The 23,535-nt window shown below is 70.3% G+C and carries 26 protein-coding genes; 15 read left to right on the top strand and 11 right to left on the bottom strand.

Annotated elements, in window-relative coordinates:
• Positions 1-51: 51 nt before the first annotated feature.
• Positions 52-861 (bottom strand): polyphosphate kinase 2, encoded by an 810-nt coding sequence (gene ppk2 / locus CRP55_RS15890; RefSeq protein ID WP_097320694.1) that lies wholly within the window; start codon positions 859-861, stop codon positions 52-54.
• Between the two features lie 216 nt (positions 862-1,077).
• Between ppk2 and CRP55_RS15885 the strand changes: the two genes are divergently transcribed.
• Positions 1,078-1,941 carry a WD40 repeat domain-containing protein gene (locus CRP55_RS15885; RefSeq protein ID WP_143234637.1) on the top strand — a complete coding sequence of 288 codons (864 nt, stop codon included), beginning with the start codon at positions 1,078-1,080 and terminating at the stop codon, positions 1,939-1,941.
• On the opposite strand, the gene CRP55_RS15880 is transcribed toward CRP55_RS15885, so the two are convergent.
• Both CRP55_RS15880 and CRP55_RS15875 read right to left on the bottom strand, forming a co-directional pair.
• A complete protein-coding gene (locus CRP55_RS15880; protein ID WP_097320690.1) occupies positions 1,938-2,405 on the bottom strand; it encodes a hypothetical protein in 468 nt (155 codons plus the stop codon). The genes CRP55_RS15885 and CRP55_RS15880 overlap by 4 nt on opposite strands.
• Before the next feature lie 105 nt (positions 2,406-2,510).
• Positions 2,511-3,602 carry a Fic family protein gene (locus CRP55_RS15875; RefSeq protein ID WP_097320688.1) on the bottom strand — a complete coding sequence of 364 codons (1,092 nt, stop codon included), beginning with the start codon at positions 3,600-3,602 and terminating at the stop codon, positions 2,511-2,513.
• A 100-nt stretch (positions 3,603-3,702) separates the two neighbouring features.
• Here CRP55_RS15875 and hemF point away from each other — a divergent pair, with 100 nt between their 5' ends.
• Positions 3,703-4,617: an oxygen-dependent coproporphyrinogen oxidase gene (gene hemF / locus CRP55_RS15870; RefSeq protein ID WP_097320687.1), complete on the top strand. Its 915-nt coding sequence runs from the start codon at positions 3,703-3,705 to the stop codon at positions 4,615-4,617.
• Entirely contained in the window at positions 4,610-5,356 is a 747-nt protein-coding gene (locus CRP55_RS15865; RefSeq protein ID WP_097320685.1) for a phosphotransferase family protein, read from the top strand. The genes hemF and CRP55_RS15865 overlap by 8 nt, the downstream gene beginning before the upstream one ends.
• On the opposite strand, the gene CRP55_RS15860 is transcribed toward CRP55_RS15865, so the two are convergent.
• A complete protein-coding gene (locus CRP55_RS15860) occupies positions 5,261-6,016 on the bottom strand; it encodes a GntR family transcriptional regulator (protein ID WP_097320683.1) in 756 nt (251 codons plus the stop codon). The two genes, CRP55_RS15865 and CRP55_RS15860, sit on opposite strands and share 96 nt — an antisense overlap.
• Before the next feature lie 87 nt (positions 6,017-6,103).
• Here CRP55_RS15860 and CRP55_RS15855 point away from each other — a divergent pair, with 87 nt between their 5' ends.
• The 12 genes from CRP55_RS15855 (at position 6,104) to CRP55_RS15800 (ending at position 14,959) form a co-directional block, all read left to right on the top strand.
• On the top strand, positions 6,104-6,871 hold the full coding sequence (locus tag CRP55_RS15855) for an FAD binding domain-containing protein (RefSeq protein WP_097320682.1): 768 nt from the start codon (positions 6,104-6,106) through the stop codon (positions 6,869-6,871).
• Positions 6,872-6,888: 17 nt separating this feature from the next.
• Positions 6,889-7,356, top strand: a complete 468-nt coding sequence (locus CRP55_RS15850; RefSeq protein ID WP_218854503.1) for a (2Fe-2S)-binding protein — start codon at positions 6,889-6,891, stop codon at positions 7,354-7,356.
• Positions 7,356-8,738 carry a xanthine dehydrogenase family protein molybdopterin-binding subunit gene (locus CRP55_RS55630; RefSeq protein WP_097320679.1) on the top strand — a complete coding sequence of 461 codons (1,383 nt, stop codon included), beginning with the start codon at positions 7,356-7,358 and terminating at the stop codon, positions 8,736-8,738. Before CRP55_RS15850 ends, CRP55_RS55630 begins: the two co-directional genes overlap by 1 nt.
• A 2-nt stretch (positions 8,739-8,740) precedes the next feature.
• On the top strand, positions 8,741-9,745 hold the full coding sequence (locus tag CRP55_RS55625) for a xanthine dehydrogenase family protein molybdopterin-binding subunit (RefSeq protein ID WP_097320677.1): 1,005 nt from the start codon (positions 8,741-8,743) through the stop codon (positions 9,743-9,745).
• Entirely contained in the window at positions 9,742-10,608 is an 867-nt protein-coding gene (locus CRP55_RS15835) for an AAA family ATPase (protein ID WP_097320675.1), read from the top strand. Before CRP55_RS55625 ends, CRP55_RS15835 begins: the two co-directional genes overlap by 4 nt.
• The gene (locus CRP55_RS15830) at positions 10,595-11,677 is read left to right on the top strand and encodes a vWA domain-containing protein (protein WP_097320674.1); all 1,083 of its coding nucleotides are present in this window, start codon (positions 10,595-10,597) and stop codon (positions 11,675-11,677) included. Before CRP55_RS15835 ends, CRP55_RS15830 begins: the two co-directional genes overlap by 14 nt.
• Positions 11,664-12,578 (top strand): amidohydrolase family protein, encoded by a 915-nt coding sequence (locus CRP55_RS15825; protein WP_097320673.1) that lies wholly within the window; start codon positions 11,664-11,666, stop codon positions 12,576-12,578. The genes CRP55_RS15830 and CRP55_RS15825 overlap by 14 nt, the downstream gene beginning before the upstream one ends.
• Positions 12,575-12,847 (top strand): YciI family protein, encoded by a 273-nt coding sequence (locus CRP55_RS15820; RefSeq protein WP_097320671.1) that lies wholly within the window; start codon positions 12,575-12,577, stop codon positions 12,845-12,847. Before CRP55_RS15825 ends, CRP55_RS15820 begins: the two co-directional genes overlap by 4 nt.
• Before the next feature lie 64 nt (positions 12,848-12,911).
• Positions 12,912-13,559, top strand: a complete 648-nt coding sequence (locus CRP55_RS15815) for a PilZ domain-containing protein (protein WP_097320669.1) — start codon at positions 12,912-12,914, stop codon at positions 13,557-13,559.
• A gap of 20 nt (positions 13,560-13,579) precedes the next feature.
• Positions 13,580-13,837 carry a type II toxin-antitoxin system Phd/YefM family antitoxin gene (locus tag CRP55_RS15810; protein ID WP_218854500.1) on the top strand — a complete coding sequence of 86 codons (258 nt, stop codon included), beginning with the start codon at positions 13,580-13,582 and terminating at the stop codon, positions 13,835-13,837.
• Between the two features lie 532 nt (positions 13,838-14,369).
• Entirely contained in the window at positions 14,370-14,504 is a 135-nt protein-coding gene (locus CRP55_RS55620) for a hypothetical protein (protein ID WP_281260788.1), read from the top strand.
• A 26-nt stretch (positions 14,505-14,530) separates the two neighbouring features.
• Positions 14,531-14,959 (top strand): hypothetical protein, encoded by a 429-nt coding sequence (locus CRP55_RS15800; RefSeq protein ID WP_179855189.1) that lies wholly within the window; start codon positions 14,531-14,533, stop codon positions 14,957-14,959.
• Positions 14,960-14,983: 24 nt separating this feature from the next.
• On the opposite strand, the gene CRP55_RS55615 is transcribed toward CRP55_RS15800, so the two are convergent.
• From CRP55_RS55615 to CRP55_RS54565, 7 genes are all read right to left on the bottom strand, one after another.
• The gene (locus tag CRP55_RS55615; protein ID WP_281260787.1) at positions 14,984-15,109 is read right to left on the bottom strand and encodes a hypothetical protein; all 126 of its coding nucleotides are present in this window, start codon (positions 15,107-15,109) and stop codon (positions 14,984-14,986) included.
• Positions 15,110-15,193: 84 nt separating this feature from the next.
• On the bottom strand, positions 15,194-16,447 hold the full coding sequence (gene fmdA / locus CRP55_RS15795) for a formamidase (RefSeq protein WP_097320665.1): 1,254 nt from the start codon (positions 16,445-16,447) through the stop codon (positions 15,194-15,196).
• 9 nt (positions 16,448-16,456) lie between these two features.
• Positions 16,457-16,681, bottom strand: a complete 225-nt coding sequence (locus tag CRP55_RS52115; protein WP_143234635.1) for an FmdB family zinc ribbon protein — start codon at positions 16,679-16,681, stop codon at positions 16,457-16,459.
• A 17-nt stretch (positions 16,682-16,698) separates the two neighbouring features.
• Positions 16,699-17,994: an outer membrane protein assembly factor BamB family protein gene (locus CRP55_RS15790; RefSeq protein WP_097320663.1), complete on the bottom strand. Its 1,296-nt coding sequence runs from the start codon at positions 17,992-17,994 to the stop codon at positions 16,699-16,701.
• Positions 17,995-18,021: 27 nt separating this feature from the next.
• A complete protein-coding gene (locus CRP55_RS15785; protein ID WP_097320661.1) occupies positions 18,022-20,295 on the bottom strand; it encodes a putative bifunctional diguanylate cyclase/phosphodiesterase in 2,274 nt (757 codons plus the stop codon).
• A 66-nt stretch (positions 20,296-20,361) separates the two neighbouring features.
• Positions 20,362-22,230 (bottom strand): thiol-activated cytolysin family protein, encoded by a 1,869-nt coding sequence (locus CRP55_RS15780; protein ID WP_097320659.1) that lies wholly within the window; start codon positions 22,228-22,230, stop codon positions 20,362-20,364.
• A gap of 84 nt (positions 22,231-22,314) precedes the next feature.
• Positions 22,315-23,499, bottom strand: a complete 1,185-nt coding sequence (locus CRP55_RS54565; RefSeq protein ID WP_245923014.1) for a serine/threonine-protein kinase — start codon at positions 23,497-23,499, stop codon at positions 22,315-22,317.
• Positions 23,500-23,535 lie beyond the last annotated feature (36 nt).

Raw genomic sequence — 23,535 nt, 5'->3', positions numbered from 1 at the left:
TTCTCACCCTGTGACCGTCCGCGCGCGCGGCGCATCATCCCCGGAGAATGATTACCCCAGGGTCGCGGCGTGGTCGGGCACGCTCGTCTGGAGCTCCCGGGGCGACCGCTGATATCCGGAGCCCTCCGGCCGGTGCGGCAGCTTGATCTTCGGCAGTTCGACCTCGGTGTACGGGATGCTGGCGATCAGATGCGCGATCATGTTGATCCGGGCCCGCCGCTTGTCCTCGGCGTCGACGACGTTCCACGGCGCCTCCGGGATGTCCGTGTGCACGAACATCTCGTCCTTGGCCCGGGAGTACTCCTCCCACCGGCTGATCGACTCGACGTCCATCGGCGACAGTTTCCACCGGCGCATCGGATCGTCCAGCCGGGACCGGAACCGGCGCTCCTGCTCGTGGTCGCTCACCGAGAACCAGTACTTGCGCAGCAGGATGCCGTCCTCGACGAGAAGGCGCTCGAAGATCGGGCACTGGTGCAGGAAACGCACATACTCCTGCTTGGTGCAGAAGCCCATGACCCGCTCCACTCCGGCACGGTTGTACCAGCTGCGGTCGAACAGCACGATCTCACCGGCCGACGGCAGGTGCTCGACGTACCGCTGGAAATACCAGCGGGTGCGCTGCCGCTCCGAGGGGGCCGGCAGCGCGACGATGCGCGCGACACGAGGGTTCAGATATTCGGTGACCCGCTTGATCGTGCCGCCCTTGCCGGCCGCGTCCCGCCCCTCGAACAGCGCCACCACCCGCGCTCCGGTGGCCCGCACCCACTCCTGCACTTTGACCAGCTCGGCCTGCAACCGGGCCAGCTCGGCCTCGTACAACTCCCGGTCCAGCCGTTTCGGTTCACTCTTCTTGGCCATGGAAATCTCCTCGGCGCCGCTCTTAATCAACTCTTGCACTTCGCCAATCCATATAGAAGCATGTCTGTGTACTCGTTCACAGTTCAATGCCGTGGCGGCGGCTTGATTCGCGAATGGCCTGGTCGGAGGCCCGTTCGCACACGTTCGGCGCGTACTCCCTGGTATCTATTCACGCGCCGGAGAAATTGCCCCCCTCAGCAGACCAGGGACACATAAGTGAGGAATTCCCCGTACGGGGCGATGGCGTTCCGCCCGGACGCCGGCCGTCTCGCCATCAGCGCGCCCAGCGGCGAGCTCACGCTGTGGAACACCGCCGATCCCGCGCGCCCCAAGGCGGCCGGGCGGCTCCGGCAGGGCCGGGGCATCGTCGCCGCCGCGTGGAACCCGGCCGTCACCGACATGCTCGCCACCACCTCGTCCGACGGCTCGGGCGCCGTGTGGTGGCTGCGCGACGACCGCCCGCCGGAGCTGTTCGCCAGCTGGGCGGCCCTGCCGGAAAGGCCACGGCACGTGGGCTGGGTGGCCGGCGGCGCGTGGGTCTTCAGCATGACCGCCAACGGCGCCACCTCGGTGTGGGACGTCCGCAGCGGCGCCTGCGTCGGCCGGGTCAACGTGAGCGGCGGCCGCCGCGTCCTGGCCGCCCACTACCGGGGCGAGGAGGTCGTCGTCATCACCGACAGCGGGTGGGCGCGGCTCTGGCATCCCCGGCGGCAACCGGGGGAGTGGATCAGCCTCACGGCCCGGCCGGTCAGCGCCTGCGCCTGGTCGGCGTCACTGCTGGTGCTGGCCGGCCCGGACGGGCGGCTCGACTGCTTCGACGCCGACTTCCAGCAGGTCGACGCGGTGTCCGGGGCGCGGGAGCACACCCGCGCGCTGGCCTGCTCGGACGACAGCCGCCTGTTCGTCGCGTTCGGCGAGGACCGGGCCGTCGCGGTCGGCCGCGACGGCGCCGTCCGGTGGAAGATTCCGCTGGACCCGGCCGCCACCCGGTCGGCCCAGATCGCCGGCGACCTCGTCGCGGTCAGCGGACGGCCGCTGCGGCCGACCCTGCTCGCCCTGGCCACCGGCGAGGCGCACTAGGAGACCGCGGCCCGCCGGCGGGCGCGGACGGCCAGGACCAGGCCGGCGATGGAGAGCAGGGCCGCGATCGTCTCGGCCACGGCCGAGCCGGCCTTGCCCGGAGCGTGCCAGGTGTTCTCGTACAGGTCGGGCACCGGGCCGAGGGCGCCCACGTTGACATACGTGTAGAGGGTCACCGCGGCGGCCGCGCTGCCCGCCACCAGCAGCGAGAGGACCCAGGTGAGCACGCCCGGCCGGATCAGCAGGGCGAGGGCGACCACGATGGCGACGATGGCCTGGATCTCGAAGAGCGTGCCCTCACTCATCACGGACGTGCGGAACTGGTCGTACTGGGCGGCGTCGTGCAGGTGCACGAAGGCGTCGACACCGAGCAGCGCCGCCGTCAGCACGCTGAGCACCCGTTGCGCCACGGAGACGTCGCGCCAGGCTACGTGCCGCCCAGCGGGCAGGACATGATCGGTCATGGGACCGCTCCCTTCGGGGGAATTCGTCACTGCCCACGCTCGTCCTCCCGAGCCCGGCCGGCATCACCGCCACCCTGCAATCAGCTCTACCGGCCAGCCGGTACGTCACTTCGCGTAGGGCGCGGCCAGCGTGAACGGCGTCCGCGCCAGCTCCAGCACCGGCTCGGGAAAACGAGGCCCTTCGGTGTAGTAGCGCACCCGAGCGCGGCCGTCCGGTGCGAGCAGCCCGGCGGCGGCCAGATCGCGCAGGTCGCGCCGAGCCTGCTTGTCCCGCCCACGGCGGACCCGGCGGTCGATCGCGACGTCGTACAGCGGGGAGACGAGACCGGCGTCGCCCACGAAATCGGTGAGCCGATCCCACACGGCGACGGCCTGTTCGATCCGGCGAAGAACAAACTGCGCCTGGTGGTGATAGGCGGTCAGGTTGAGCCGAATCCACCCGTTAACGTCCTGATCGGGCCGATAGATCGCGCCGCGATGCTGGAGCTCCTGGTAGTACGTCCACGTATTGAACGAGCGCCCGAGCCACGGCTCGATCGCGGAGAACTCCGGCGCGAGTGTGCCTTCTCGGGCGATCATCAGAGTCTGCAGCGACCGCGACATTCGGCCGTTGCCGTCCGGCCACGGATGGATCGACACGAGGTGCAGGTGGGCCATGGCCGCCCGGATCAGTGGGTGGGTGTCGTCGTCGGTGTTGAGCCAGTCGACCAGTTCGGTCATCAGCCCGGGGACGTCGGCCGTGTCCGGGGCCGTGTACACCGGCACTCTCCGGTCGCTGGAGTCGATGACGTAAACCGGTCCGGCTCGCCACTGACCGGCCGGCCGCGGACGATGTCCTTGCAACATCCAATGGAGTGCGTTCAGCAGCCCTTTGCTGTATTCGAAGTCGGCGACGTCGTGCAGCGACTGCATGTAGGCCATCATCCGGTGGTAGGCGAGGGTCTCCTCGCGGTTCTCCTCGGACACGTCGACGTCGCGCTCGCCGTCCATCACGTCGCGGGCGTCCACCGTGTTCACACGGAAGCCCTCGATCCAGTTCGACGAGGCGATGACGTCGGCCGTCAGGAAGCGACGGAGCCCGGGCATCGGCGCGCCCGGGCGGGTCTGCACCTCGTGCCGGATCTGGTCGCGCAGCTCGTCGATGGCGGCCAGGACCGCCCGGTCAGCGGCCGTCAGGGGCGGCGTCGGATACAGCACGGCCGGACATTACGCCGCTGCGGGACAGCGCGGAGCGGCGGTCGTTGCTAGGTTTCGGCTCGGGATGATCGTCGATCTTTGAGTGGCGAGGGGTGAGGCGATGAGCGCCCGCCGCGACCGGGTGGTCGAGCTGATGCGGGCCGGGCAGGAGGCGTTCGGCTCGGCCCTCGAGGAGTGTGACGGGCTCGGGCGTCTTGTGCCGCACGGCTGGAGCCGGCCCGGTGGGGGCGGCGGTGAGGCGCGGATCCTCGAGGACGGCCGGGTCTTCGAGCGGGCCGGTGTCAACGTGTCGGCCGTGCACGGTGATCAGGCGCCGCCGTCGATCGCGGCCCAGCACGGGGTGGATCTGTCCGCCGGGTATTTCGCGACCGGCCTGTCGATCGTGGTGCATCCGCGCAATCCGCACGCGCCGTCTTTCCACGCCAACTTCCGCTACTTCGAGATGGGCGACCACGTCTGGTGGTTCGGCGGCGGCGCCGACCTCACCCCCTCCTACGGCTACGACGAGGACGCCGAGCACTTCCACCGGACGCTCAAGGACTACTGCGACGGCTACGATCCCGCCTTCTACCCGGCCGCCAAGCGCGCCTGCGACGATTACTTCTACCTGCCCCACCGGCGGGAGACGCGCGGCGTCGGCGGCATCTTCTTCGACGACCTTCACCTCGCGGGTCCGGAGGGCTGGGAGAGGGCTTTCGATGTGGTCGTACGGGGTGTGAGCACCCTCGCCACCGCCTATCTACCGATCGTTCGCCGCCGCATGGACCAGCCGTACGGCGAACGGGAACGGCAGTGGCAGCTGTACCGCCGCGGCCGCTACGTGGAGTTCAACCTGGTCTACGACCGCGGCACCAAGTTCGGCCTGCAGACCGGCGGCAACATCGAGGCCATCCTCATGTCCCTGCCACCGCTGGCGGGCTGGGCGTTCGACGTCCAGCCCGAGCCGAGCAGCCCCGAGGCCCAGATGCGCGAACGGTTCCTGACCCCGCGCGACTGGGTGGCCGGTCATGGATGAGGTCGAGGTCGTCATCGCACACTCCGAGCGCGTGACCCTGCGTGTCGGCGACGTGTTTCTGAAGGTGGACAGCGATCAGGGGCGGATCGACGCTGAGGTCGAGGCGATGGCGCTCGCGCCGGTGCCGACGCCGGAGGTGTTGTGGTGCCGGCCGCCCGTGCTCGCGCTGGCCGCGGTTCGGGGTACGACTCTGGGGCGCCTCGGCGGGCCGGCGGCCGGGTCGTCCGCGGCGTGGGCCGCCGCCGGTGCCGCCATCCGGAAGCTGCACGACGCGCCGCTGCCGGAGCGGACCGGGCAGGCCGGGCGCAGCGTCGCCACGCTGACGGCTCTGCTCGACGAAGAGTGCGAGGCGCTCGTGGCGGACGGGCTTCTGCCGGCCGAGCTGGTGACCCGCAACCGTGAGGTCGCCGAGGCCGCGCTCCGGCCCTGGAGCCCGGCTTTCACGCACGGCGACCTGCACCTGGCGCACGTCTTCGTCGACGGCGACGAGGTCACCGGCATCATCGACTGGTCCGAGGCGGGCCGGGGCGACGCCCTGTACGACCTCGCCACCTTCACTCTCGGGAACGAGCAGCGCCTCGGCGACGTCATCGCCGGCTACGGCGGCGGCGTCGACCTCGACGTGGTCCGCGCGTGGTGGTCGTTACGGAGCCTGCTCGCGGTCCGCTGGCTGGCCGGGCACGGCTTCGACCCGTTCGCGCCCGGTTGCGAGGTCGACGTCCTCCGAGCCCGCATGTGACGAGGGGAAGCGCAGGGCGCGGGCGGCGCCGTGCATGTCGTGGGGGAGGTCGGCGTACGCCCACTGGTGTGAGCGGGTGTGCAGGCAGGCCGCCTCGACGTCGCCCGACTCGAGGACGGCCAGCAGCTCGGCGTGCTCGGCGGCCACGTGGTGCAGATCGGGGTTGGTCACCACCAGGGTGATGGCCGTGCGGGCCTCGATCTGCAGGCCCTCCCAGGCCCGCTCGAGCAGGAAGTTGCTGCTGGCCAGGACGACCCGGCGGTGGAAGCGGGCGCTGGCCAGCCCGATGCCGTGGACGTCGGCGGCGGTGGCGTGGCGGTACATCTCGTCGACGTCGCCGCGCATCTCCTCCAGGGGCAGCTTGCCGTTGAGCATGGCCAGGCGGGTCGCCGCTTCTTCCAGGGCGGCGCGGACGACGTACGCCTCCCGGATGGTCTGCTCGACGAACGGGAGGACATGCCGCCCGCGCCGGGGCCGGCTCTCGACGAGCCCCAGGCCTTCGAGCTCGCGCAGGGCCTCGCGCACGGGGGCCTGGCTCGTGCCGAAGTCGGCCGCGATCTTGGTCTCGATCAGGCGCTCGCCGGTCTTGATCCGGCCCGACACGATCAGCTCGACCAGGCCGTCCCGGATGCCCTCGCTCAAGGTCGGCCGTGACGCCAACTCGTCCTCCCAGGGTCGCGCGATCTCTTGACCAGCATAGTCATCAATCGTTACGTTGGATTATCGATATCGATAAAAGGATCTCGCATGTTGACTGAGGTTCATGTCCCCGAGGACGTGCCCGCGGCTGTGAGTCTGGTCGCGGCGGGCGCGACGATCATCGGCGGCGGCACGAGCTTGATGCCGCGGCTCAACGACTACGCATCACCGCCGACCGAGCTGGTGAGCCTGCGCCGGGCGGGCCTGGCCGGCGTCCACGTCGACGGCGACACGGTGACCATCGGCGCGATGACGACGCTGGCCCAGATCGAGCACGACCCGCGGCTGGCCCTCCTGCACCCGGTCGTGCGCTCGATCGCCTCGGTCCCGGTGCGCACCCTGGCCACGGTCGGCGGCAACCTGTTCGCCCGCCAGCCGCACGGCGACCTCACCGTGGCCCTGGTCGCCCTGAACGCCCGCGCCACCCTCGCCGGCCGGAGCGAGAGCGAGTTGCCGCTGACGGAGGCAGGCCTCGTCACGGCTATCACGGCAAAAATCCCGAAAAAAGGGGCATTCAGATACCTCAAGGCGGCCCGCCGCCGCTACAACTCCGCATCGCTGGTCACCGTCGCCGCAACGATCCACGATGAGAGCGGCGAGGTGACGATCGCGCTTGGCGGCGTCAGCGACCGTGTGGTCCGGGCCCACGCCGCCGAGGCGGTTCTGAGTGGCCGCCCGCTGACCGAGGAGACAGTGCACGCCGCCGCGGAGGCGGAACTCGCCCATCTGACGCCGGCCGACGACGCGTACGCCTCGGCCTGGTATCGCAAGCGCGTCTTCCCTGTCCACCTGCGGCGAGCGCTGCTCGGCCGCTGAGGAGAACGAGGCTGCCGGTGAAGATCGTAAATCTCAAGGTCAATGGGGTCGGCAAGGCGTTCATCGCGAAACCGGAGACGACGCTGCTGCTGGCGCTGCGCGAGCAACTCGGGCTGACCGGCGCCAAGCGGGGCTGCGCCCAGGGCGCCTGCGGCTCGTGCACCGTCCTGCTCGACGGCGAACCCGTGGTGTCCTGCCTGGTGCCCGCGGTGACCGTCGACGGGTCCGACGTCGCCACGGTCGAAGGGCTGGCCGACGGCGACAAGCTCAGCCACGTGCAGCAGGCCTTCCTCGACGGGTTCGCCACCCAGTGCGGGTTCTGCACGCCCGGGATGATCATGTCGGCCGAGGCGCTGCTCGACCGCAACCCGAACCCGACGCGGGACGAGGTGGCCGAGGCGATCAGCGGGAACGTGTGCCGGTGCACCGGCTACGAGCCGATCATCAGCGCCGTCCTCGACGCGGCCGAGCGGGCGAGGCTCTGATGCCGCGGGTCAACCCGATCGACACCGACTACTTCAAGGACGAGCGCAAGTCCGCGGACTTCACCGTCATCGGCAAGACCGTGCAGCGCTCCGACGCGCTCGGGCACGTCACCGGCCGTACCGAATTCTTCGAGGACCGGAGTTTCCCCGACCTCGCCCATGTCAAGATTCACCGTTCCGCCCACCACCACGCGCGGATCGACAGCGTCGACTGCTCCGAGGCGTTGCGGGTGCCCGGCGTGCTGCGGGTGATCACCCACGCCGACGTGCCCTCGAATTGGTACGTCGTGCTGCGGCTGATCGGCATCGAGCCCAACGACGAGCCGGTCCTGGCCGAGGACCGCGTCCTCTACAAGGGCGAGCCGATCGTGGCCGTGGTGGCCGACTCCGAGGCGGCCGCGCTCGAGGGCGCCCGCCGGGTGAAGGTGACCTACACCGAGCTGCCCGCGGTCCTCGACGTCGAGGAGGCCCTCGCCGAGGGCGCGCCGGTCATCAAGCAGGCCGGCACGAACTATTTCGTGTACGAGGGTCACCACGCGCGCCGGCTGCGATTCGGCGACGTCGAGCAGGGTTTCGCCCAGGCCGACCACGTCTTCGAATGGCGATACAGCTCGGCCCCGATCGAGCACGCGCCGACCGAGACCACCGGTTGCATCGTCGTGCCGCAGAGCAGCGGCCGGCTGCTGATTCACAGCAATACGCAGGCCGCGTTCTTCACCCTCGACAACACGGCCCTCATTCTCGACCGCCCGTTCACCGACCTTCAGGTCAAGGGCGGCACCGTCGGCGGCGGATTCGGCGGAAAGGTCGACGTCATGGTCGAGCCGCTCGCGTGCATCGCGGCCATGCTCACCAACCGGCCGGTCAAATTCGTCTACACGCGTGAGGAGGAGATGCAGGTCTCGTCGCCGCGGGCGGCCGAGCGCATCTACATCAAGGACGGCGTCATGAACGACGGCCGCATCGTCGCGCGCAAGGTGATGCTCTACGTCGACGCCGGGGCCTATTCACGCCATTCGCCGTACGGAACGACGAAGGCCTGCGCCCACCTGCCCGGCCCGTACACGATTCCGAACGTCTACGCCGACTGCCACTGCGTCTACACCAATCGGACGCCGTCGAGCGCGATGCGCGGCTTCGGCGTCACCATCGCCGATTTCGCCCTCGAGTCGCAGATGGACCGGCTGGCCCGGGCGCTCGACATCGACCCGCTGCAATTCCGGCTCATCAACGCCTATCGCGACGGCGACATGAAGGCCCATCGGAAGGTGGCCGAGGGAACCGCCCTCATCGAGGTCATTCAGCGGGCGGCGGCGCTGGTCGGTCACGAGCTTCCCGACGAGTTCCGCGTCCTGTCCTCTTCCACCCCGAGAGAGGCATGAAAATGACGCTTCTGTACGGGCGGGGGTACGCCTCCGTCAATTACCCGACCGGCATGAACCTCGGCGGTGACCCGTCCCAGGCGCTGATTCACGCCACCACCATGGGCGGTTTCGTGGTGAGCCTGTCGTCGGTCGACCTCGGGCAGGGGCTCAAGACCGTGGTGGCCCAGTGCGCGGCCGAGACCCTGGGCATGCCGATGGAGAACATCATCATCGACACCGCCGACACCGACACCGGGCCGCATTGCATGGGCACCTTCGCCAGCCGCGGCACCCACCGCGTCGGCAACGCGGTCATCATGGCCGCCCGCGAGGCCCGCGACGTGATGTTGCAGGTGGCGGGGGACGAGCTGGAGGTCGACGCGGGCGACCTGGAGACCGACGGCACCGGCTTCGTCCGGCTCAAGGGCAGCCCCGAAACGAAGATCCACATCTCGGACGTGGCGCTGGCCGCCCACTTCAAGCAGGGCCGGACGATCTCCGGGCGGGGCATCTTCCTCAAGGAGCGCAACTATCCGGTGCCCGAGACCGGCGAGATGGACCCGGACTCGTGCCAGGCCCACGCGTGCAGCGTGGCCGAGGTCGAGGTGGACGACGAGACCGGCGTGGTCACCGTGCTGAGCCTGCACAACGCGTACGAGATCGGCCGTGCTCTCAATCCGGCGATGGCCACCCAGCAGGTCGAGGGCGGCGCGTGGATGGGTGTCTCGCACGCCGTCTTCGAGTCGACCGAGCCGTATTATCCGGCCTCCCGCGACCATGGTCCGATCGATTTCAACGAATATCTGATGCCCGGGCCGGGCGAGATCCCCGTACAGACGAGTGTGATTCTGGAAAGGCCGGCCTCGAACGGGCCGTTCGGCGCGAAGGGCATCGGCGAGATGACGGCCAACGCCCCGATCCCGGCCATCGCGAACGCCATCTTCGACGCCTGCGGCGTGCGCCTGACCACGATGCCGTTCACGCCGGAGTCGATTCTGCGCGGGCTCGACGCGCTGCGCGCATGACGCCGGATCGTGACGCCCTCAGCCGGCAACTGGCGGAGCGGAAGTATTTCGCCGACGAGGGGCTGCTCACCGCCGTACGGCTGGCCATCGCTCTGGAAAAGCCTTTGCTTCTGGAGGGGGAGCCCGGGGTCGGAAAGACGCAGATCTCGCACGTGCTGGCCGGCGCGCTCGGGCGTGAGCTGATCCGGTTGCAGTGCTACGAGGGCATCGACGTGTCGCAGGTGCTCTACGAGTGGGATTATCCGAAACAGCTTCTGAGCCTGCGCGCGGCCGAGGTTCAGGGCACACCGGTAGCCGATCTGTACGCGAGCGAGTTCCTCCTCGAACGGCCGCTGTTGAGGGCGCTGCGCAGCCGTACGGGCGCCGTGCTCCTCCTCGATGAGATCGACCGGGCCGACAGCGAGTTCGAGGCGTTCCTCCTGGAATTCCTCGACGGTTTTCAGATCACCATCCCGGAGATCGGCACCGTCACCGCCGCCGTTCCGCCGCTCGTCGTGCTCACCTCCAATCGGACGCGGGAATTGCACGACGCCCTGAAAAGACGCTGCCTCTATCACTGGATCCCGTTTCCCGATCCGGAACGCGAGCGAACGATCGTCGAGGCCCAGGCGCCCGGGCTCAGCGCGCGGGCGGCGGCCCGGCTGGTGCGCTCGGTCAACGTCATCCGGTCGCTGGGGCCGCTGAAACGGCCCGGCATCGCCGAGTCGATCGCGTGGGCGCAGGGCTCGCTCGCGCTGACGGCCGAGGGCGCGTCGCCGGTCGACGCCCTGCGCGCGTCGCTCGGGCTCGTGCTGAAGAACGAGGAGGACGTCGCCCTGATCACCGCGCACGCCGGCGAGGTCTTCACCGATGACGCCCGTTGACGTCCTGTTCGCCTTCCTCCGCGAGCTGCGGTCGCGGGGGCTCGCCGTGCCGGTCGACAAACAGCGGGACTTCTTCGCCGCCGTCGAGTTGATGCCGTCGCAGTTCTACTGGGCCGGCGCGACGACGCTCGTCACGTCCGAGGCCGAGCTGCGGATCTACGACGAGGTGTTCTCCTCCTCGTTTTCGAAAATGATCATGGAAGGCTTTCCTGAGATCGGCGAGGAACCGACAGGTGTCCCCGGCTCCCGCGAGGCCGGCGACCTCGTGCTCGAACAGGGTGGCAGCGAAGGGCTCGCGGCCGGCCGGATCAGCCCGGAGTCGACCGTCCGGTTCCCGGCCACCGAGCCCGATGCCTTCGAGCTCCTGCACCAGATCCGCCGATCGTTGCCCCGGGCGGTGCCCACCACCCGCTCTCGGCGGAGTCAGCCCGGCGGCCGCCGCCGGCGCGTCGATCTGCGCTCCACCTACCACGATTCGCGGCGCACCTACGGCGAGGTCATGCGGTTGCACTGGCGTCACCGGCCGCCTGAGGAACGGCGCGTGCTGGTGCTCGTCGACGTGTCCGGCTCGATGAAGCAGTACAGCGCCGACTACCTCCGCTTCGCGCACGCGGTCGTCGCCACCTGCCCCCGGGCCGAGGTCTTCACCTTCGGCACGCGCCTCACCCGGGTGACCGCGGCGCTGCGCGTGCCCTCGGTCGATGCCGCGCTCGCCGGGCTGGCCGAGGTCGTGCTGGACGCCGAGGGCGGAACGCAGATCGGCGAGAGCCTGCAGACGTTCCTGGGCAACGCGCACTACGTGACCATGGCCCGCGGCGCGCTCGTGCTGGTCCTCTCCGACGGCCTCGAACGAGGCGACTGCACGGCCATGACCGCGGCCACCGGCCGCCTCTCGCGGCTCGCCCACCGGCTGAGCTGGTGGTCGCCGCTGGCCTGCGACCCCGCCTATCGGCCGCTGACCCGGGCCATGGCCGCGGTGCGGGCCGACCTCGACTCGCTGACCGGGGTCCGTGACCTCGCGACCGCGCTCACCGCCGTACGAGAAGGGTTTGCCCATGTATACGGGTGACATCGTCGACTCGCACCACCACGTCTGGCGCCAGGCCGACATGCCGTGGCTGTCCGGACCGATGGTCCCGAGGATCTTCGGGCCGTACGAGCCGATCCGGCGCGACTACCTCATCGAGGAGTACCGCAACGACGCGATCTCGGCCGGCATCAGCTCCTCGGTCTACGTCCAGCCGAACTGGCCCATGGACAAGGTCGTCGACGAGATCCACTGGATCGCCGGGGTGCACGAGCGCTCCGGCTGGCCGATGGCCGTCGTCGGCTGCGCCGACCTGTTCGCCGAGGACGCGGTCGAGGTCATGCGCACGCAACAGTCGATCAGCCCGCTCGTGGTCGGCACCCGCCTCCAGTTGCACTGGCACGAGCGCCCGGAGTTCCGCTTCGCCGACGCCCCCGACCGGATGAAGGACCCGGTGTTCCGCTCGAACATCGCCGCCCTGCCGGAGCTGGGCTGGCTGTTCGAGCTCCAGGTCTTCTCGGGGCAGATGCACGACGCGGCCGCCCTCGTCGCCGACCACCCGGGCGTGACGTTCGTGCTGGTCCACGCCGGGATGCTCACCGACCACACCGATCCGGCCGTGGTCGCCGAGTGGCGCACCGGCCTGCGGTCGCTGGCCGCACTGCCGAACGTGGTGGTCAAGCTGACCGGCCAGGGCACCTTCGTCCACCGCGTCGACCCGGCCCTGCTGCGGCTGGTGACCGACGAGGTGCTCGACCTGTTCGGCTCGGACCGGGCCATGTTCGGCACGAACCTGCCGGTCGAAACCCTGTGGACCACCGCCGCCGAGCTGACCGAAGCCTGGAAGCAGGCCCTCGCCCACCGCACTGACGACGAGCAGGCGGACGTCTTCTCCCGTACGGCCCGCCGGGTCTACGGCCTCCCCGAAAGGAAAGAGCCATGAGCCACTTCATTCTCACGTACGGATACAACGACACCCCATCGCGCGCCGAGCGCCGCCCGGAGCATCTGGAACACCTGGCCAAGCTCCAGGCTTCGGGCTCGCTCCTGCTGGCCGGGCCGCTGGCCGACCTGAGCGGCGGCATCATCGTGCTCGACGCCCCCGACCTGGAGGCGGCGCAGGCGCTGGTCGACCAGGACCCGTACACCCGGCATGGGGTCACCAAGGACCGCGAACTGAAGGAATGGAAGATCACGGTCGGGCTGCCCTGACAGATCACACCCGATTGGCAACCGAAAAGCTCAGGTCCCCGCACCCCCGGCCGATCCAAGGGCCATGATCGCTTCGGCCTCCACCACCACCGAGATGCCCGCCGTCGGCACGCCGATGTTCCTCGCCCTGGGCGGGGGAGCGAACGCCCGCTCCCGCCTGGTCGCGGCCGACGGCGACACGTTCACGGTCACCGCCCCGCTCGAGGTGGCCGGCCAGACGGCGGGCATTCCGGACGGTCAGTTCGACGTCTTCTGGGCGTCCCCGCGCTCCCGGATCGTGCTGCCCAGCCGCGTGGTGGCGGTCTCCGGCGAGGCCCCGCACCGCTGGACCCTGACCGCGGCCGCCCCCGCACACCACAGCAACCGCCGCGAATACGTCCGGGGCGGAGGCGGCGCCGCCGTCCACCTGACCGCCGACGACCACGAGATGCAGGCGGCCCTGCTCGACATCAGCGAGGGCGGCCTGCGCTGCTGGATCGACGAGCCGGCCCCGCTGACCCCCGGCGCACACCTGCACGCCGCGATGAACCTGCCCGGCGCACACAGCCTGACCGTGAACGGCACGATCCTGACGGTCCGCAACGCCCCACACGGCGACCCGGGCCAGCACATCGTCCTCACGTTCACCACGGAGGAGCAGACCGCCCAGACCATCCGCTCCTACGTAATGACCTGGGAAATCAACGAACGCCGGCGCAGCACGTATAGCTAAGCTGCCTTATGGCTGATCCGATGCGCCACGAGATCACTCAGCGCGATCTTCGTAACGACTCCGGCGCGGTCATGCGCGGGCTCGAGCGAGGCGAGTCCTACACGATCACGCGAAACGGAACTCCGATCGTTCGCCTGATCCCGCTTCGGCGGCCAACCTACGTGCCCCGTGAGCAAGTGATGGCAACGTTCGCAGCCACTGCGGTCGTCGACCGTGACCGGCTGCGCGCTGACCTTGACGCCGCCGTCGAACAGGATCCGTCCGACCGTGAGTGGTGATGCCACGTGCGGCGGGATCGACACTTGATCCCGCCCAGTTAGCCGACCGGACGTCCCCAGCGCAGTGACTCTGGCCGAGTTGTCCGCCGGTCCACATCACGCCGACGATCCCGGCGAGCCAGGCGGACCAGCGTCCTTCAGCACACCGAGGCGACTTTCGACCCGCTGCCCTTCGATGCCGAGGCGGCCCGGACCTACGGCCTGGTGTGTGCCGCCGTCCTGGCCGTCGGGCGGACGCCTCGTCGGCGTGTCGCGGACTTGATGATCGCTTCCGTTGCGGCCGCTCACCGGCTTCCGCTCTACACCACCAATCCTGGCGACTTCGTCGGACTCGATCAGCTCGTCACGGTGGTGGCCGTTCCGCGGCCAACCGGCCGCTGACCGGGCGGCCGACGCAGATCGGGTCGGTTGATCGGGTTCTCGTGCTGGTCGAGGAGCCCTCGGTGGAGGCCTGCTCAAGGGATGGGGGGCGTTCGCCCGCGGTGTGATAGTGGCGGTCGTGAATCACTTGGTGAGGCGGATCGTGGGTGTGGTGACCGCCGTCGCGCTGGGAGGCGGCACGTCGGCCTGTATGTCCGCGGAGGGCAACGGCAGTGTTGACGCCGCGCTGCAGAGTCCGTTCGCGCCGGTGGTGATCAAGGTGCTCAACTGCGGAAGGAAAGCCTGAGGAGGGCGAACTCCACCTTCCTCGTGGTGCGACAGCAGCTCGGCGGCCGGACGAAGGCGTCCGTCTTCCGCTTCGCGTCGGGGCACAAGGTGCGCGTCGCCATGAACGGCAAGTTCGACGAGGTCATCGACAAGAACGTCGTCACCCTCACCGCCGATCCGGCCGTGGACTCGACGATCGTGGTCACCGACGCCACGACGGGTGACACCGTCGAGCGGAGCGGGTCGTTCAACCTGGGCCTGGCCCAGGCGAAGGCCTACACCGGCGTCGACTTCGACTCCGGGGACCAACTGCGCGGCGACGACGGCAGCATGGACTACAGCTACTACAAGATGAAGTTCACCAACGGCGCCCGCCTGCACAAATGGGAGGGCGAGGGCGACCCCACGACAGCACCACCTACACGATCTGGCCCGCACTCGCTCCATGACGAGGCGCCGCCCGCCGGGAAGTGAAGGCACGCCCCGGCGGGCGGGATCTCAGCCGACGTAGATTTTTGTTGCCATTGCGGGATCGGCGGTGGGATCGGCCAGGAGGTACAGCGCGACGAGCGCGATGACCGCGGCCAGGACAGCCAGTCTCAGGAACAGCGACGGCATGGTCATGGTGGTTCCCCTTCCCCGTGGTGTGGCGTCACGATAGGGCGGCTGACCGCTTCCGGCTGCCGGATCTCGGACTGCCGCTGAGAATCAGAACGAGGAGCGCGGGACGCCCTGGCCCGGGTTGATGCGGGCCGGGCCGTTGGCGGACGGGCGGATGTCGAAGTCGAAGATGGCGGTGGGCAGGTAGACCGTGGCGCACGCGTTCGGGATGTCCACGACGCCGGACAGGCGGCCCTCGATCGGGGCGGCGCCCAAAATCATGTAGGCCTGTTCGGGGGTGTAGCCGAACGTCGTCAAATAATCGATCGCGTGCAGGCAGGCCCTCTGGTACGACAGGTGCGAGTCCAGGTAGCGCTGTTCGCCGTCCAGCGTCACCGATGTGCCGGAGAAGGCCAGCCATTCGCTGTAGCGCGGTTCCACGTTGCCCGGCATGAAAATCGCGTTCTCCGTGACCCCGTACGTCGTCATGCCGTTTTTCAGCACCTCGACCCGCAGATCGATGAAGCCGCCCATCTCGATCGCGCCGCAGAACGTTATCTCGCCGTCGCCTTGGGAGAAGTGCAGGTCGCCGACCGAAAGGTTCGCGCCGGGGACGAAGACCGGGTAGAAGACGCGCGTGCCTTTCGAGAAGTTTTTGATGTCCTGGTTGCCGCCGTTCTCCCGCGGCGGGGCGGTCCTCGCCGCCTCGGCCGCCACCCGCGCGTATTCGCTGCTCGGGAGGCTGCCCAGCACGGCGTCGTTCGGTTCCGGGGGCAGTGCCAGCGGCGGCACCCGGTTGGGGTCGGTGGCTATCAGCGCGCCTTCGCGCTGGTTCCATTTCTGGAGCAGGCCGGCCGATGGGGCCGTACCCATCAATCCCGGATGCACGATGCCGGTGAAGGAGACGTTCGGAATGTGGCGCGAGGTCGCGGTCTGCCCGGCGAAATCCCAAATTACCTTGTACGCGTCGGGGAACTGCTCGGTCAGGAATCCGCCGCCGTTCTGGGTGGCGAAGATTCCGGTATAGCCCCAGCCCTGGCCGGCCAGCGGCCCCGAATCCTCCTGCGGGATCGGGCCCACGTCGAGAATGTCGACCACCAACAGGTCGCCCGGCTCGGCTCCCTCGACCGCTATCGGGCCGCTCAGCACATGCACCGTCGACAATGGCGCGTCCCTGATGTCGTCGGCCGAGTCGTCGTTGTGGATGGCGCCGTCGAACCATTCGCGGCAGTGGACGCGGAAGCTGTCGCCCGGCCTGACCCGGACGGCGGCGGGAATCTCGGGATGCCAGCGGTTGTGCCCGATCAGCGCCTGATCGGTGAATCGCTTGGTGGAGTCGAGGGGAAACACTAGTTCCGGCATGCGAGCCTCCTACGGCAACCGGTTGACGACAGTGGGTTCCGCCCTTGTTCGCTCGATTCGGTCAATTTCCCGTTTGTACGCGGCCTGGACGCGCCGACCGAGAAGCGCGGCCGACCAGACACGCCGGCAATCGTCGCCGCACTCGGGGCAGGGGTGTTTTTCCGGCGCCTGCCCGAGCGGCGCCTCGATGTCGGCCGGTCCGTGGCGTTCACAGTGGAACTGATAGATGACCATCAGTCGCCCACCTCCTCTCAGGAGGGTAAGCCGACCGCGGTGACCGTCAAAGTGTTCGCGCTCGTGCAGAGCAGGTGGCCGGGCGCTCCGCGGCAGTCGTCGGCGGCGGGCAGGACGACGGTGCCGAGCACGGTCTGCCGCCCGGTGGCCAGGTCGAGCCGGGCCACAGCGGTCCGGCCGTCCGGTGTCGCGGCCGCGCGCAGCAGGAGCATCGAGCCGGTCGCGCCGCTCAGCAACGAGGTTCGCGCGTCGTACGGCCCGCCGATGGTCCGGCCCGTGGCGGTGTCGGCCAGCACCATCGAGGTGACGTCGTCGGCCGAGAGCAGCAGGCGCCCGGCGCCGAGGTCCCAGGCGTAGTTCACGTCGTCGCGCCGCCAGATCTCCCGGCCGGTGCCGGCGTCGTAGGCGGCCACGCCGCGGACGCCGGCCGCGCAGATCAGCGGGCCGCATCCGGCGACCGAGCCGATCAGCTCGCCGGTCCGCCAGAGCGGCCGCAGGTCGCCCGGACTGTAGACGGTGGCCACGGTCTGTGCGGAGGCCGTCCGGACCACGATCAGGTGCGGGCCGGCGGGGGCGAGGCCGGCCGAGTACACGCCGTTCCAGGGGATCCGGTCGCGGTGCAGCACCGTGCCGTCCGCGTAGCGGTAGACGGTGGCGTCGCCCTGGCCGGTCACGGCGACGATCGCCGACGGCCGGCCGTTCTCGGTGACCGTCGTCCATTCCTCGGCCGGCGGGACCGAGTGTCTCCACACCTCGTGCCCGTCGCGCAGCCGGACCAGGCGCAGCGCCGTGGTGATGCCGTTCTGACCGGTCTCGGCGAGCAGCACGTCGCCGGTTGCCGCCGAGGGCACGGCATCGCCGTACGACCGCCAGAGCTCCGCGCCGGTGGCCGCGTCGAGCACGATCACACCCGGGCCCGCCGTGGTTGTTCCCGGCGCGAACAACGAGGTGGGCACCAGCAGCACGTCACCGACCGGGTTGACGCTGCGGTCGGCCGGACCGGCGCCGGCCGGCCCCGACCACCGGGACCGGCCGGTGGCCAGGTCGTAGGCGGTCACCGCGGTCGGACCGGAGTCGTCGCCGCGATGCACGTAGACCGTCCCGTCGTCCACCGCCATGGTGTCGCCCGACCGGAACGCCGTCGTCCAGAGCGTCCGCACCGGCGACGGCGTGGGCGCCGCCGACGCACCCGCCACCAGCACGCCCAGCACGGACAATCCGGCCAGCACCAGCCGCCGTAGGCGCGACAGGTTCACCGGGGCGGCCGCCGGCGGCGCCGCCTCGGTGGTGTCGCCGAGGTCGATCAGAGTCATCTCGCTCGGCAATGTAACCCGGCGGCGCTATGAAACAGAGCGGCTGACCTCGGCCGTCTCGAAGAGCAGGGCCACGTCCTCGCCCGGCATCGGCCGGGCGAAGTGGAAGCCCTGCGCCAGCCGGTAGCCGAGCTGGTGCAGCCGAGCCGCCTGCTCGGCCGTCTCGACGCCCTCGGCCACGGCCTCGAGCCGCAGGCCCCCGGTGATCCGGATGAGGTTGTCCACGATCACCGCCTGCGGGCTGGCCGTGGTCACCCCGTCGACGAACGATTTGTCGACCTTGAGGATCTGTGCGGGGCAGTCGACCAGCAGGCTCAGCGACGACGCCCCGGTGCCGAAGTCGTCCAGCGCGATCCGCAGCCCGAGGGCGTTGAGTGCCTTCACCGTGTCCAGCGCGGTCCCGGTGCCGAGCACCGCCGTCTCGGTCACCTCGGCCACCAGCCGGGCCGGGTCCACACCTTCGCGGGCCAGCAGCGCCGCCACCTCCCCGGCGAAGCCCGGCTCCTGGAGCTGGCGGGCCGAGATGTTGAAGCTCACCTTGGCCGGCGCGCGCTCGCCGTACTCCCGTTGCCAGGCCGCCGCCTGCCGCACCACCTGTTCCAGCACCCACCGGCCGACCTCGACGATGGAGCCGGTGCGCTCGGCCAGCGGGATGAAGACGCCCGGCGAGACCAGCCCGTGCTCGGGGTGCCGCCAGCGCACCAGCGCCTCGACGCCGGCGAACCGGCCGTCCGGCAGCTCGACGATGGGCTGGTAGAGCATGAACAGCTCGTCCCGGCCGACCGCCTGCTGCAGTTGAGCGCCGAGCACGGCCTCGGTGGCGGCCAGCTCGTCCATCAGCGGGTCGAACCAGGTTCGGCGGTCGCCACCGGCGCTCTTGGCCGCGTACATCGCCACGTCGCCGCGGCGCAGCAGCTCCTCCGGGGTGTCGCCGTCGACGGCGGCCGTCGCACCCATGCTGACCCGCGGGGTCATCTCGAAACGGCCGACGACCAGAGGTTGGCGTACGACATCAAGCAGTTCCGTCAGTAGATTTTCGGCCTCGTCGTGGGTCCGGCCGGTCAGCAGCACGGTGAACTCGTCGCCGCCGAGCCGGGCCGCCACGTCGCCCGGCCCGATCGCGGCCGACAGCCGGTCCCCGATGGTCCGCAGCATCTGGTCGCCGGTGCTGTGGCCGAGCCGGTCGTTGATCACCTTGAAGTCGTCGATGTCCAGCAGCGCCACGTGGAACGAGCCGCCCGCGGCGAGGGCCGAGGTGAACAGGGTCCGGTTCGGCATGCCGGTCAGCGGGTCGTGGGTCACCTCGTGGTCGAGCTTCTCCTGATAGTCACGCAGCTGCCGCAGGTGGGCGTCGACCGTGTCGAGCAGCCGGGTGTTCTCGCGCAGCGCCGACACCTGGCGCGACGCCACGAGCCCGCCCAGCACCACCGTGCAGACGGCCAGCAGGAGCAGCTCGCCGCCGGTGGTGGCGGCCGTGGCGAGCAGGGTGACGTCGATGGCCGCGAGGGCCGCGTAGGGCAGCACGGTGAAGCGGCGGGCCGACGTGCGGTCCTTCGGGCCCGGCGCCGGCGCGCGGCGCTGCCGTTCGGCCGCGAGCTGGGCGGTCAGCGCGACCACGGCGGCGGCCAGCATGGTCCCGGACAGATAGGGGCGGTCCCGCAGGTGGGGCGCCAGGCTGCCGCTGGCCGCGGCGAGCGCCACACCGACGGTGATGATGCTCAGCGACATCCGGTCGAGATGCCCGGAGCCGGCGAAGGACAGCTTGATCATGGCCAGCGCCGAGATGAGCACGAGCAGGACGACGGCGACGAAGGGCAGCGCCGACGACCCGTTGTCGCTGTCGGCCCACATGTGGCGCAGCGAGTAGTGCCAGAAGAGCACGCCCACGGTGATCAGGACGATGACCGCGTCGACGCCGAACCGGAACCATTCCGGGCGTGTGCGGTGCCACGAGGTGAGCCGGAACATCGCGGCCAGGGCGAAGAACAACAGGCCGAGCAGCAGTACGGAGGTGAGCGGGCTGACGTAGCGGGACGGCGCGTCCGGCCCGGTGGTGGCGTCGACCGCGTTGCTGACGAGCCCGGCCGTGAACACGGCGCAGGCCAGCCCGATCCGCCGCCAGAAGGCGCGGGCCGGGCCGGTCAGGTCGGTCCGCCGTCCCACCCGCAGGCAGGACCGGGCGGCCAGCGCCGCCATGACCGGCAGCGCCGCCCAGCCCACGATCGGGTGGGCCCAGACATGGCCCAGCCCGATCAGGAACCAGCCGGCGCTGAACGCGAACAGCGCCGCGCCGAGCATCATCGACCCGCTTTTTGGCACGGTCTCCTAGGTCGGGAGCCCACCGGAGAACTTGAGGTTTCGCCGTCCTCAGCCTGCCGCGTTGATGACGGGCATGCGGCGGCGCAGGCTCACGTTGATGTCGAACCGGCCGTTGCCGTTGGTCATGTTGTCGTCGTTGAGGCGGAACCAGAGCTCGCCGTCCTCGCGCTCGGCCGGAACGGTGAAGCGGCGGCCCCCGCCGACCGGGAACCAGTTGGTGTTGTCGAATCCGCCGATCAGCATCGAGCCGCGGACCCCGTCGCCGTCGGGTAGCGGATACCAGGGCTTGGGCGGCCCGTCGAGGCCCTCGGGGCCGTTGCGGCCGATGAAGACCCAGCCGGCCCAGATGGAGCCGGTGGCCGTCACGGTGACGTCGTCGCCGCGGTTCATCCGCAGGCCGGTGCCGACCGGACCGCAGCCCGGCCCCTCGCCCACCGCGCCCGACCAGGCGGCCTCGCGCCCGCCGTAGACGTTGGCGTCGACGATGCGCACCGGGTCGGTGGTGCGGCTGACCTTCACCAGGTGGTGCGGCGCGGCCATGTAGCGCACCGTGTACTGGATCGGCGTGACCGGCAGATCGGCGGTGATCGTCAGCTGCTTCTTGACCCAGCCGAGCAGGTTGTTGGCCGGGTCCTCGATGATGTCGCCGGCCGCACCGGACGATCCGCCGATCACCACCGCCGTCACCGAGCTGCGGGCCAGCGTGTTCTTGTACTCGGCGGAGAGGCTGGCCGCCCCGCTCACGGCGGCCGTCCACGCACCGGACAGCGCCGCCTTGATCTCCAGGCTGCTCGCCTCGCCGTCGACCAGCAGGATCACCATCCGGCCGTAGGTCACCGAGGACAGGTAGCACGGCGGGTTGTTCGGCCCGGCGTACGCCTTGACCTCGTCGAGGGTGACATCGTCGGCGAAGAACTGCGGCGGCGAGCCCTCGGGCGTGAACGCCACCTGGTAGTACGCCTGCGAGAACATCCCGAACACGGTGCTGTGGGTCAGGTTGCCGTTCAGCGAGGCCTTGGCGTCGACGTTCCAGCCGGAGCCCTTGAGGTTGAGGCCGAAGCTGACCATGCCCTGCTCGAGCGTGTTGATCTTTTCCAGCCGGTACGACATGGCGGCCGCGCTGTCGGTCGGCTTGAGCTCGTCGAGGAGCTCGTTGAGCGCGTCGACGTAGCTCGGCAGGTCCGGCCGCTCCAGCCGCTTCGACTGCGAGCGCACGGCGGGCAGGGTCAGATCGGTGGTGACGGTGATCTGCCCCGGCGCCCGGGTCAGCGCGATCGGGGCCAGCGCCCCGCCCGGCACCGAGACTCCGGCGACGGCCGACCCGGCGTACATGACGTCCGGGATCGGGCTGATCTCCACGAAGTCGGAGACCTGCCGGCTCATCCGTACGCGCTGCTCGGTGACCTCCACGTCGACGCCGTCGACCTCGGTGACGCCGGGCCGCTTGACGAGGGGACCGGGCGTGTCCGAGTCGGGCTCGTACGGCAGCGGGGCCAGCGACCGGATGTAGGCGTCGATGGCGGCGACACTGGCGCTGGTGTCGGTGACGCTCGGCAGCGGGTCGCCGATGGCCGCCTTGAGCAGCACGAAGTCGTCGGTGAGGGTGGACGCGACGTGGTCGCGGGGCAGCGAGGCCAGCGTCTCGGCGTCCGGCACGAGATGGAACTGCCCACCTCGGGCGAAATAGGATGGCCCGCCCGGGCAGATGGAGAGGCTGCCGTCGTTCAACGCCGGTAGGGGCACGCCGGCGGGCACGGCCAGCAGGTCGGCCTGCGGCACCCGCTGCACCGCGCCCCAGCTCCGCGGGTCCACGGCCTGAAGGGTGAGCGGGTCGGGTACCCAGCGCCGGGTGCCGTTCTGGACGTAGTAGACCTCGGGCCCGTCGCCGATGATGAGAGATCCCTCGGGAAAAGACATTGCTGCTCCTTAGCGGTGGAGGAATGTCTTGTGAGGGTCATCCACCACGGCCCGGCGCCGCGCCGGGAGAATCCCTGGAGTCGGTCAGAGCTTGCGGATCTCCACATCGCGGAAGGCCACGCTGCCGCGCTCGCCCCGGCCGTCGATCTCCAGCCCCAGCTCTATCCGGCCGGTCAGCAGGCGCCGGTCGCCGACCGGACCGGTGCCGAGGCGTACCCCGTCCACGGAGAAGGTGGCCACGCCCTTCTCGAGGCGCAGCTCGATCCGGTGGTCGCCGCCGGTGAAGATCGCGGAGCGCACGGTGGTCACGGTGTTGCGGGTGTCGCCGGCGTCCACCGAGAGGGTCACCCGGTCCGGGCAGAGGAAGAGGTTGTAGCCCAGGGCGTCGCTGAGCCGGCGGAAGCCGATCCAGGCGCAGCTGCGCGGTTCGAGCAGGGTCGCGGTGACCGCGACGGACTGGTCCCCGGCGACCCTGTCCTCGGGGCCGGGACAGGAGTTCGCGCCGCCGGCGCCGGCCGTCACCACCATCCGGCCGCCCGCGAACGAGCACGTGCCCAGCTCGTCCTCGGCGGCCTCCCAGCGGCCGGGCCGGTCCAGCCGGTCACTGATCAGCACTCGCCCCTCCGCCTGCCGCACGGTCGGGGCCGGCTTCCCGCTCCCGGCCGGCTTCAAGCTGGTCACCGGGCCGCTGGCGTCTGGGCCGCGTTCGGGGGAATCGGCGGCGATCCAGGCGCCGGCGCCGCCGAGCGCCGCCACCGCGGCGACCAGAGTGGCCAGAACCCGGCGTCGGCCGACCCGGCGGGCGCCCTGGACTCGGGCGTCGCGAGCTTGGGCGTCGCGAGCTTGGGCGTCGCGAGCTTGGGCGTCGCGCGCTTGGGGGTCGCGGGTTTGGGGGTTGCGGGCTTGGGGGTCGCGGGGGCGAGGGTCGCGGGCTTGGGCGTTCTCGGCGGCTTGGCGCAGGTCCGGGTGGCCGGTCAACTCGGCCGCGCCGTGTGAGCCGGTGTCGAGCAGCAGGTCGAGGAGCTGGGCCGCGGTGGGCCGGTCGGACGGGTCCTTCGCGAGCGTACGGGCCACGATCTCGCGCAACGGCGACGGCAGGCGGCCCAGCGCGGGCGGCTGGGTGAGGATGCGGGCGGCGGTCGCGGCGGGGGAATCGGCGGCGAACGGGGTGCTTCCGGTTCCGGCGTACGTGATCAGCACGCCCCAGGCGAAGATGTCCGCGGCCGGCCCCACGGCCGGTTCGTGAGCCTCGAACCTCTCCGGCGCCATGTAGGCGACCGTCCCGACCATCTGACATTGGCGGCG

Source organism: Paractinoplanes atraurantiacus (assembly GCF_900215205.1).
Lineage (GTDB): Bacteria > Actinomycetota > Actinomycetes > Mycobacteriales > Micromonosporaceae > Actinoplanes > Actinoplanes atraurantiacus.
The sequence above is the reverse complement of the archived record's forward strand: the minus strand, read 5'-3'. Positions and strand labels throughout refer to the sequence as shown.

Coding starts and splice junctions, on each gene's coding strand:
- ppk2 (WP_097320694.1), bottom strand. CDS start 861: ATGGCCAAGAAGAGTGAACCGAAACGGCTGGACCGGGAGTTGTACGAG.
- CRP55_RS15880 (WP_097320690.1), bottom strand. CDS start 2,405: ATGACCGATCATGTCCTGCCCGCTGGGCGGCACGTAGCCTGGCGCGAC.
- hemF (WP_097320687.1), top strand. CDS start 3,703: ATGAGCGCCCGCCGCGACCGGGTGGTCGAGCTGATGCGGGCCGGGCAG.
- CRP55_RS15865 (WP_097320685.1), top strand. CDS start 4,610: ATGGATGAGGTCGAGGTCGTCATCGCACACTCCGAGCGCGTGACCCTG.
- CRP55_RS15855 (WP_097320682.1), top strand. CDS start 6,104: ATGTTGACTGAGGTTCATGTCCCCGAGGACGTGCCCGCGGCTGTGAGT.
- CRP55_RS55630 (WP_097320679.1), top strand. CDS start 7,356: ATGCCGCGGGTCAACCCGATCGACACCGACTACTTCAAGGACGAGCGC.
- CRP55_RS55625 (WP_097320677.1), top strand. CDS start 8,741: ATGACGCTTCTGTACGGGCGGGGGTACGCCTCCGTCAATTACCCGACC.
- CRP55_RS15835 (WP_097320675.1), top strand. CDS start 9,742: ATGACGCCGGATCGTGACGCCCTCAGCCGGCAACTGGCGGAGCGGAAG.
- CRP55_RS15830 (WP_097320674.1), top strand. CDS start 10,595: ATGACGCCCGTTGACGTCCTGTTCGCCTTCCTCCGCGAGCTGCGGTCG.
- CRP55_RS15825 (WP_097320673.1), top strand. CDS start 11,664: ATGTATACGGGTGACATCGTCGACTCGCACCACCACGTCTGGCGCCAG.
- CRP55_RS15820 (WP_097320671.1), top strand. CDS start 12,575: ATGAGCCACTTCATTCTCACGTACGGATACAACGACACCCCATCGCGC.
- CRP55_RS15815 (WP_097320669.1), top strand. CDS start 12,912: ATGATCGCTTCGGCCTCCACCACCACCGAGATGCCCGCCGTCGGCACG.
- CRP55_RS15810 (WP_218854500.1), top strand. CDS start 13,580: ATGCGCCACGAGATCACTCAGCGCGATCTTCGTAACGACTCCGGCGCG.
- CRP55_RS55615 (WP_281260787.1), bottom strand. CDS start 15,109: ATGACCATGCCGTCGCTGTTCCTGAGACTGGCTGTCCTGGCCGCGGTC.
- fmdA (WP_097320665.1), bottom strand. CDS start 16,447: ATGCCGGAACTAGTGTTTCCCCTCGACTCCACCAAGCGATTCACCGAT.
- CRP55_RS52115 (WP_143234635.1), bottom strand. CDS start 16,681: ATGGTCATCTATCAGTTCCACTGTGAACGCCACGGACCGGCCGACATC.
- CRP55_RS15790 (WP_097320663.1), bottom strand. CDS start 17,994: ATGACTCTGATCGACCTCGGCGACACCACCGAGGCGGCGCCGCCGGCG.
- CRP55_RS15785 (WP_097320661.1), bottom strand. CDS start 20,295: ATGATGCTCGGCGCGGCGCTGTTCGCGTTCAGCGCCGGCTGGTTCCTG.
- CRP55_RS15780 (WP_097320659.1), bottom strand. CDS start 22,230: ATGTCTTTTCCCGAGGGATCTCTCATCATCGGCGACGGGCCCGAGGTC.
- CRP55_RS54565 (WP_245923014.1), bottom strand. CDS start 23,499: ATGGCGCCGGAGAGGTTCGAGGCTCACGAACCGGCCGTGGGGCCGGCC.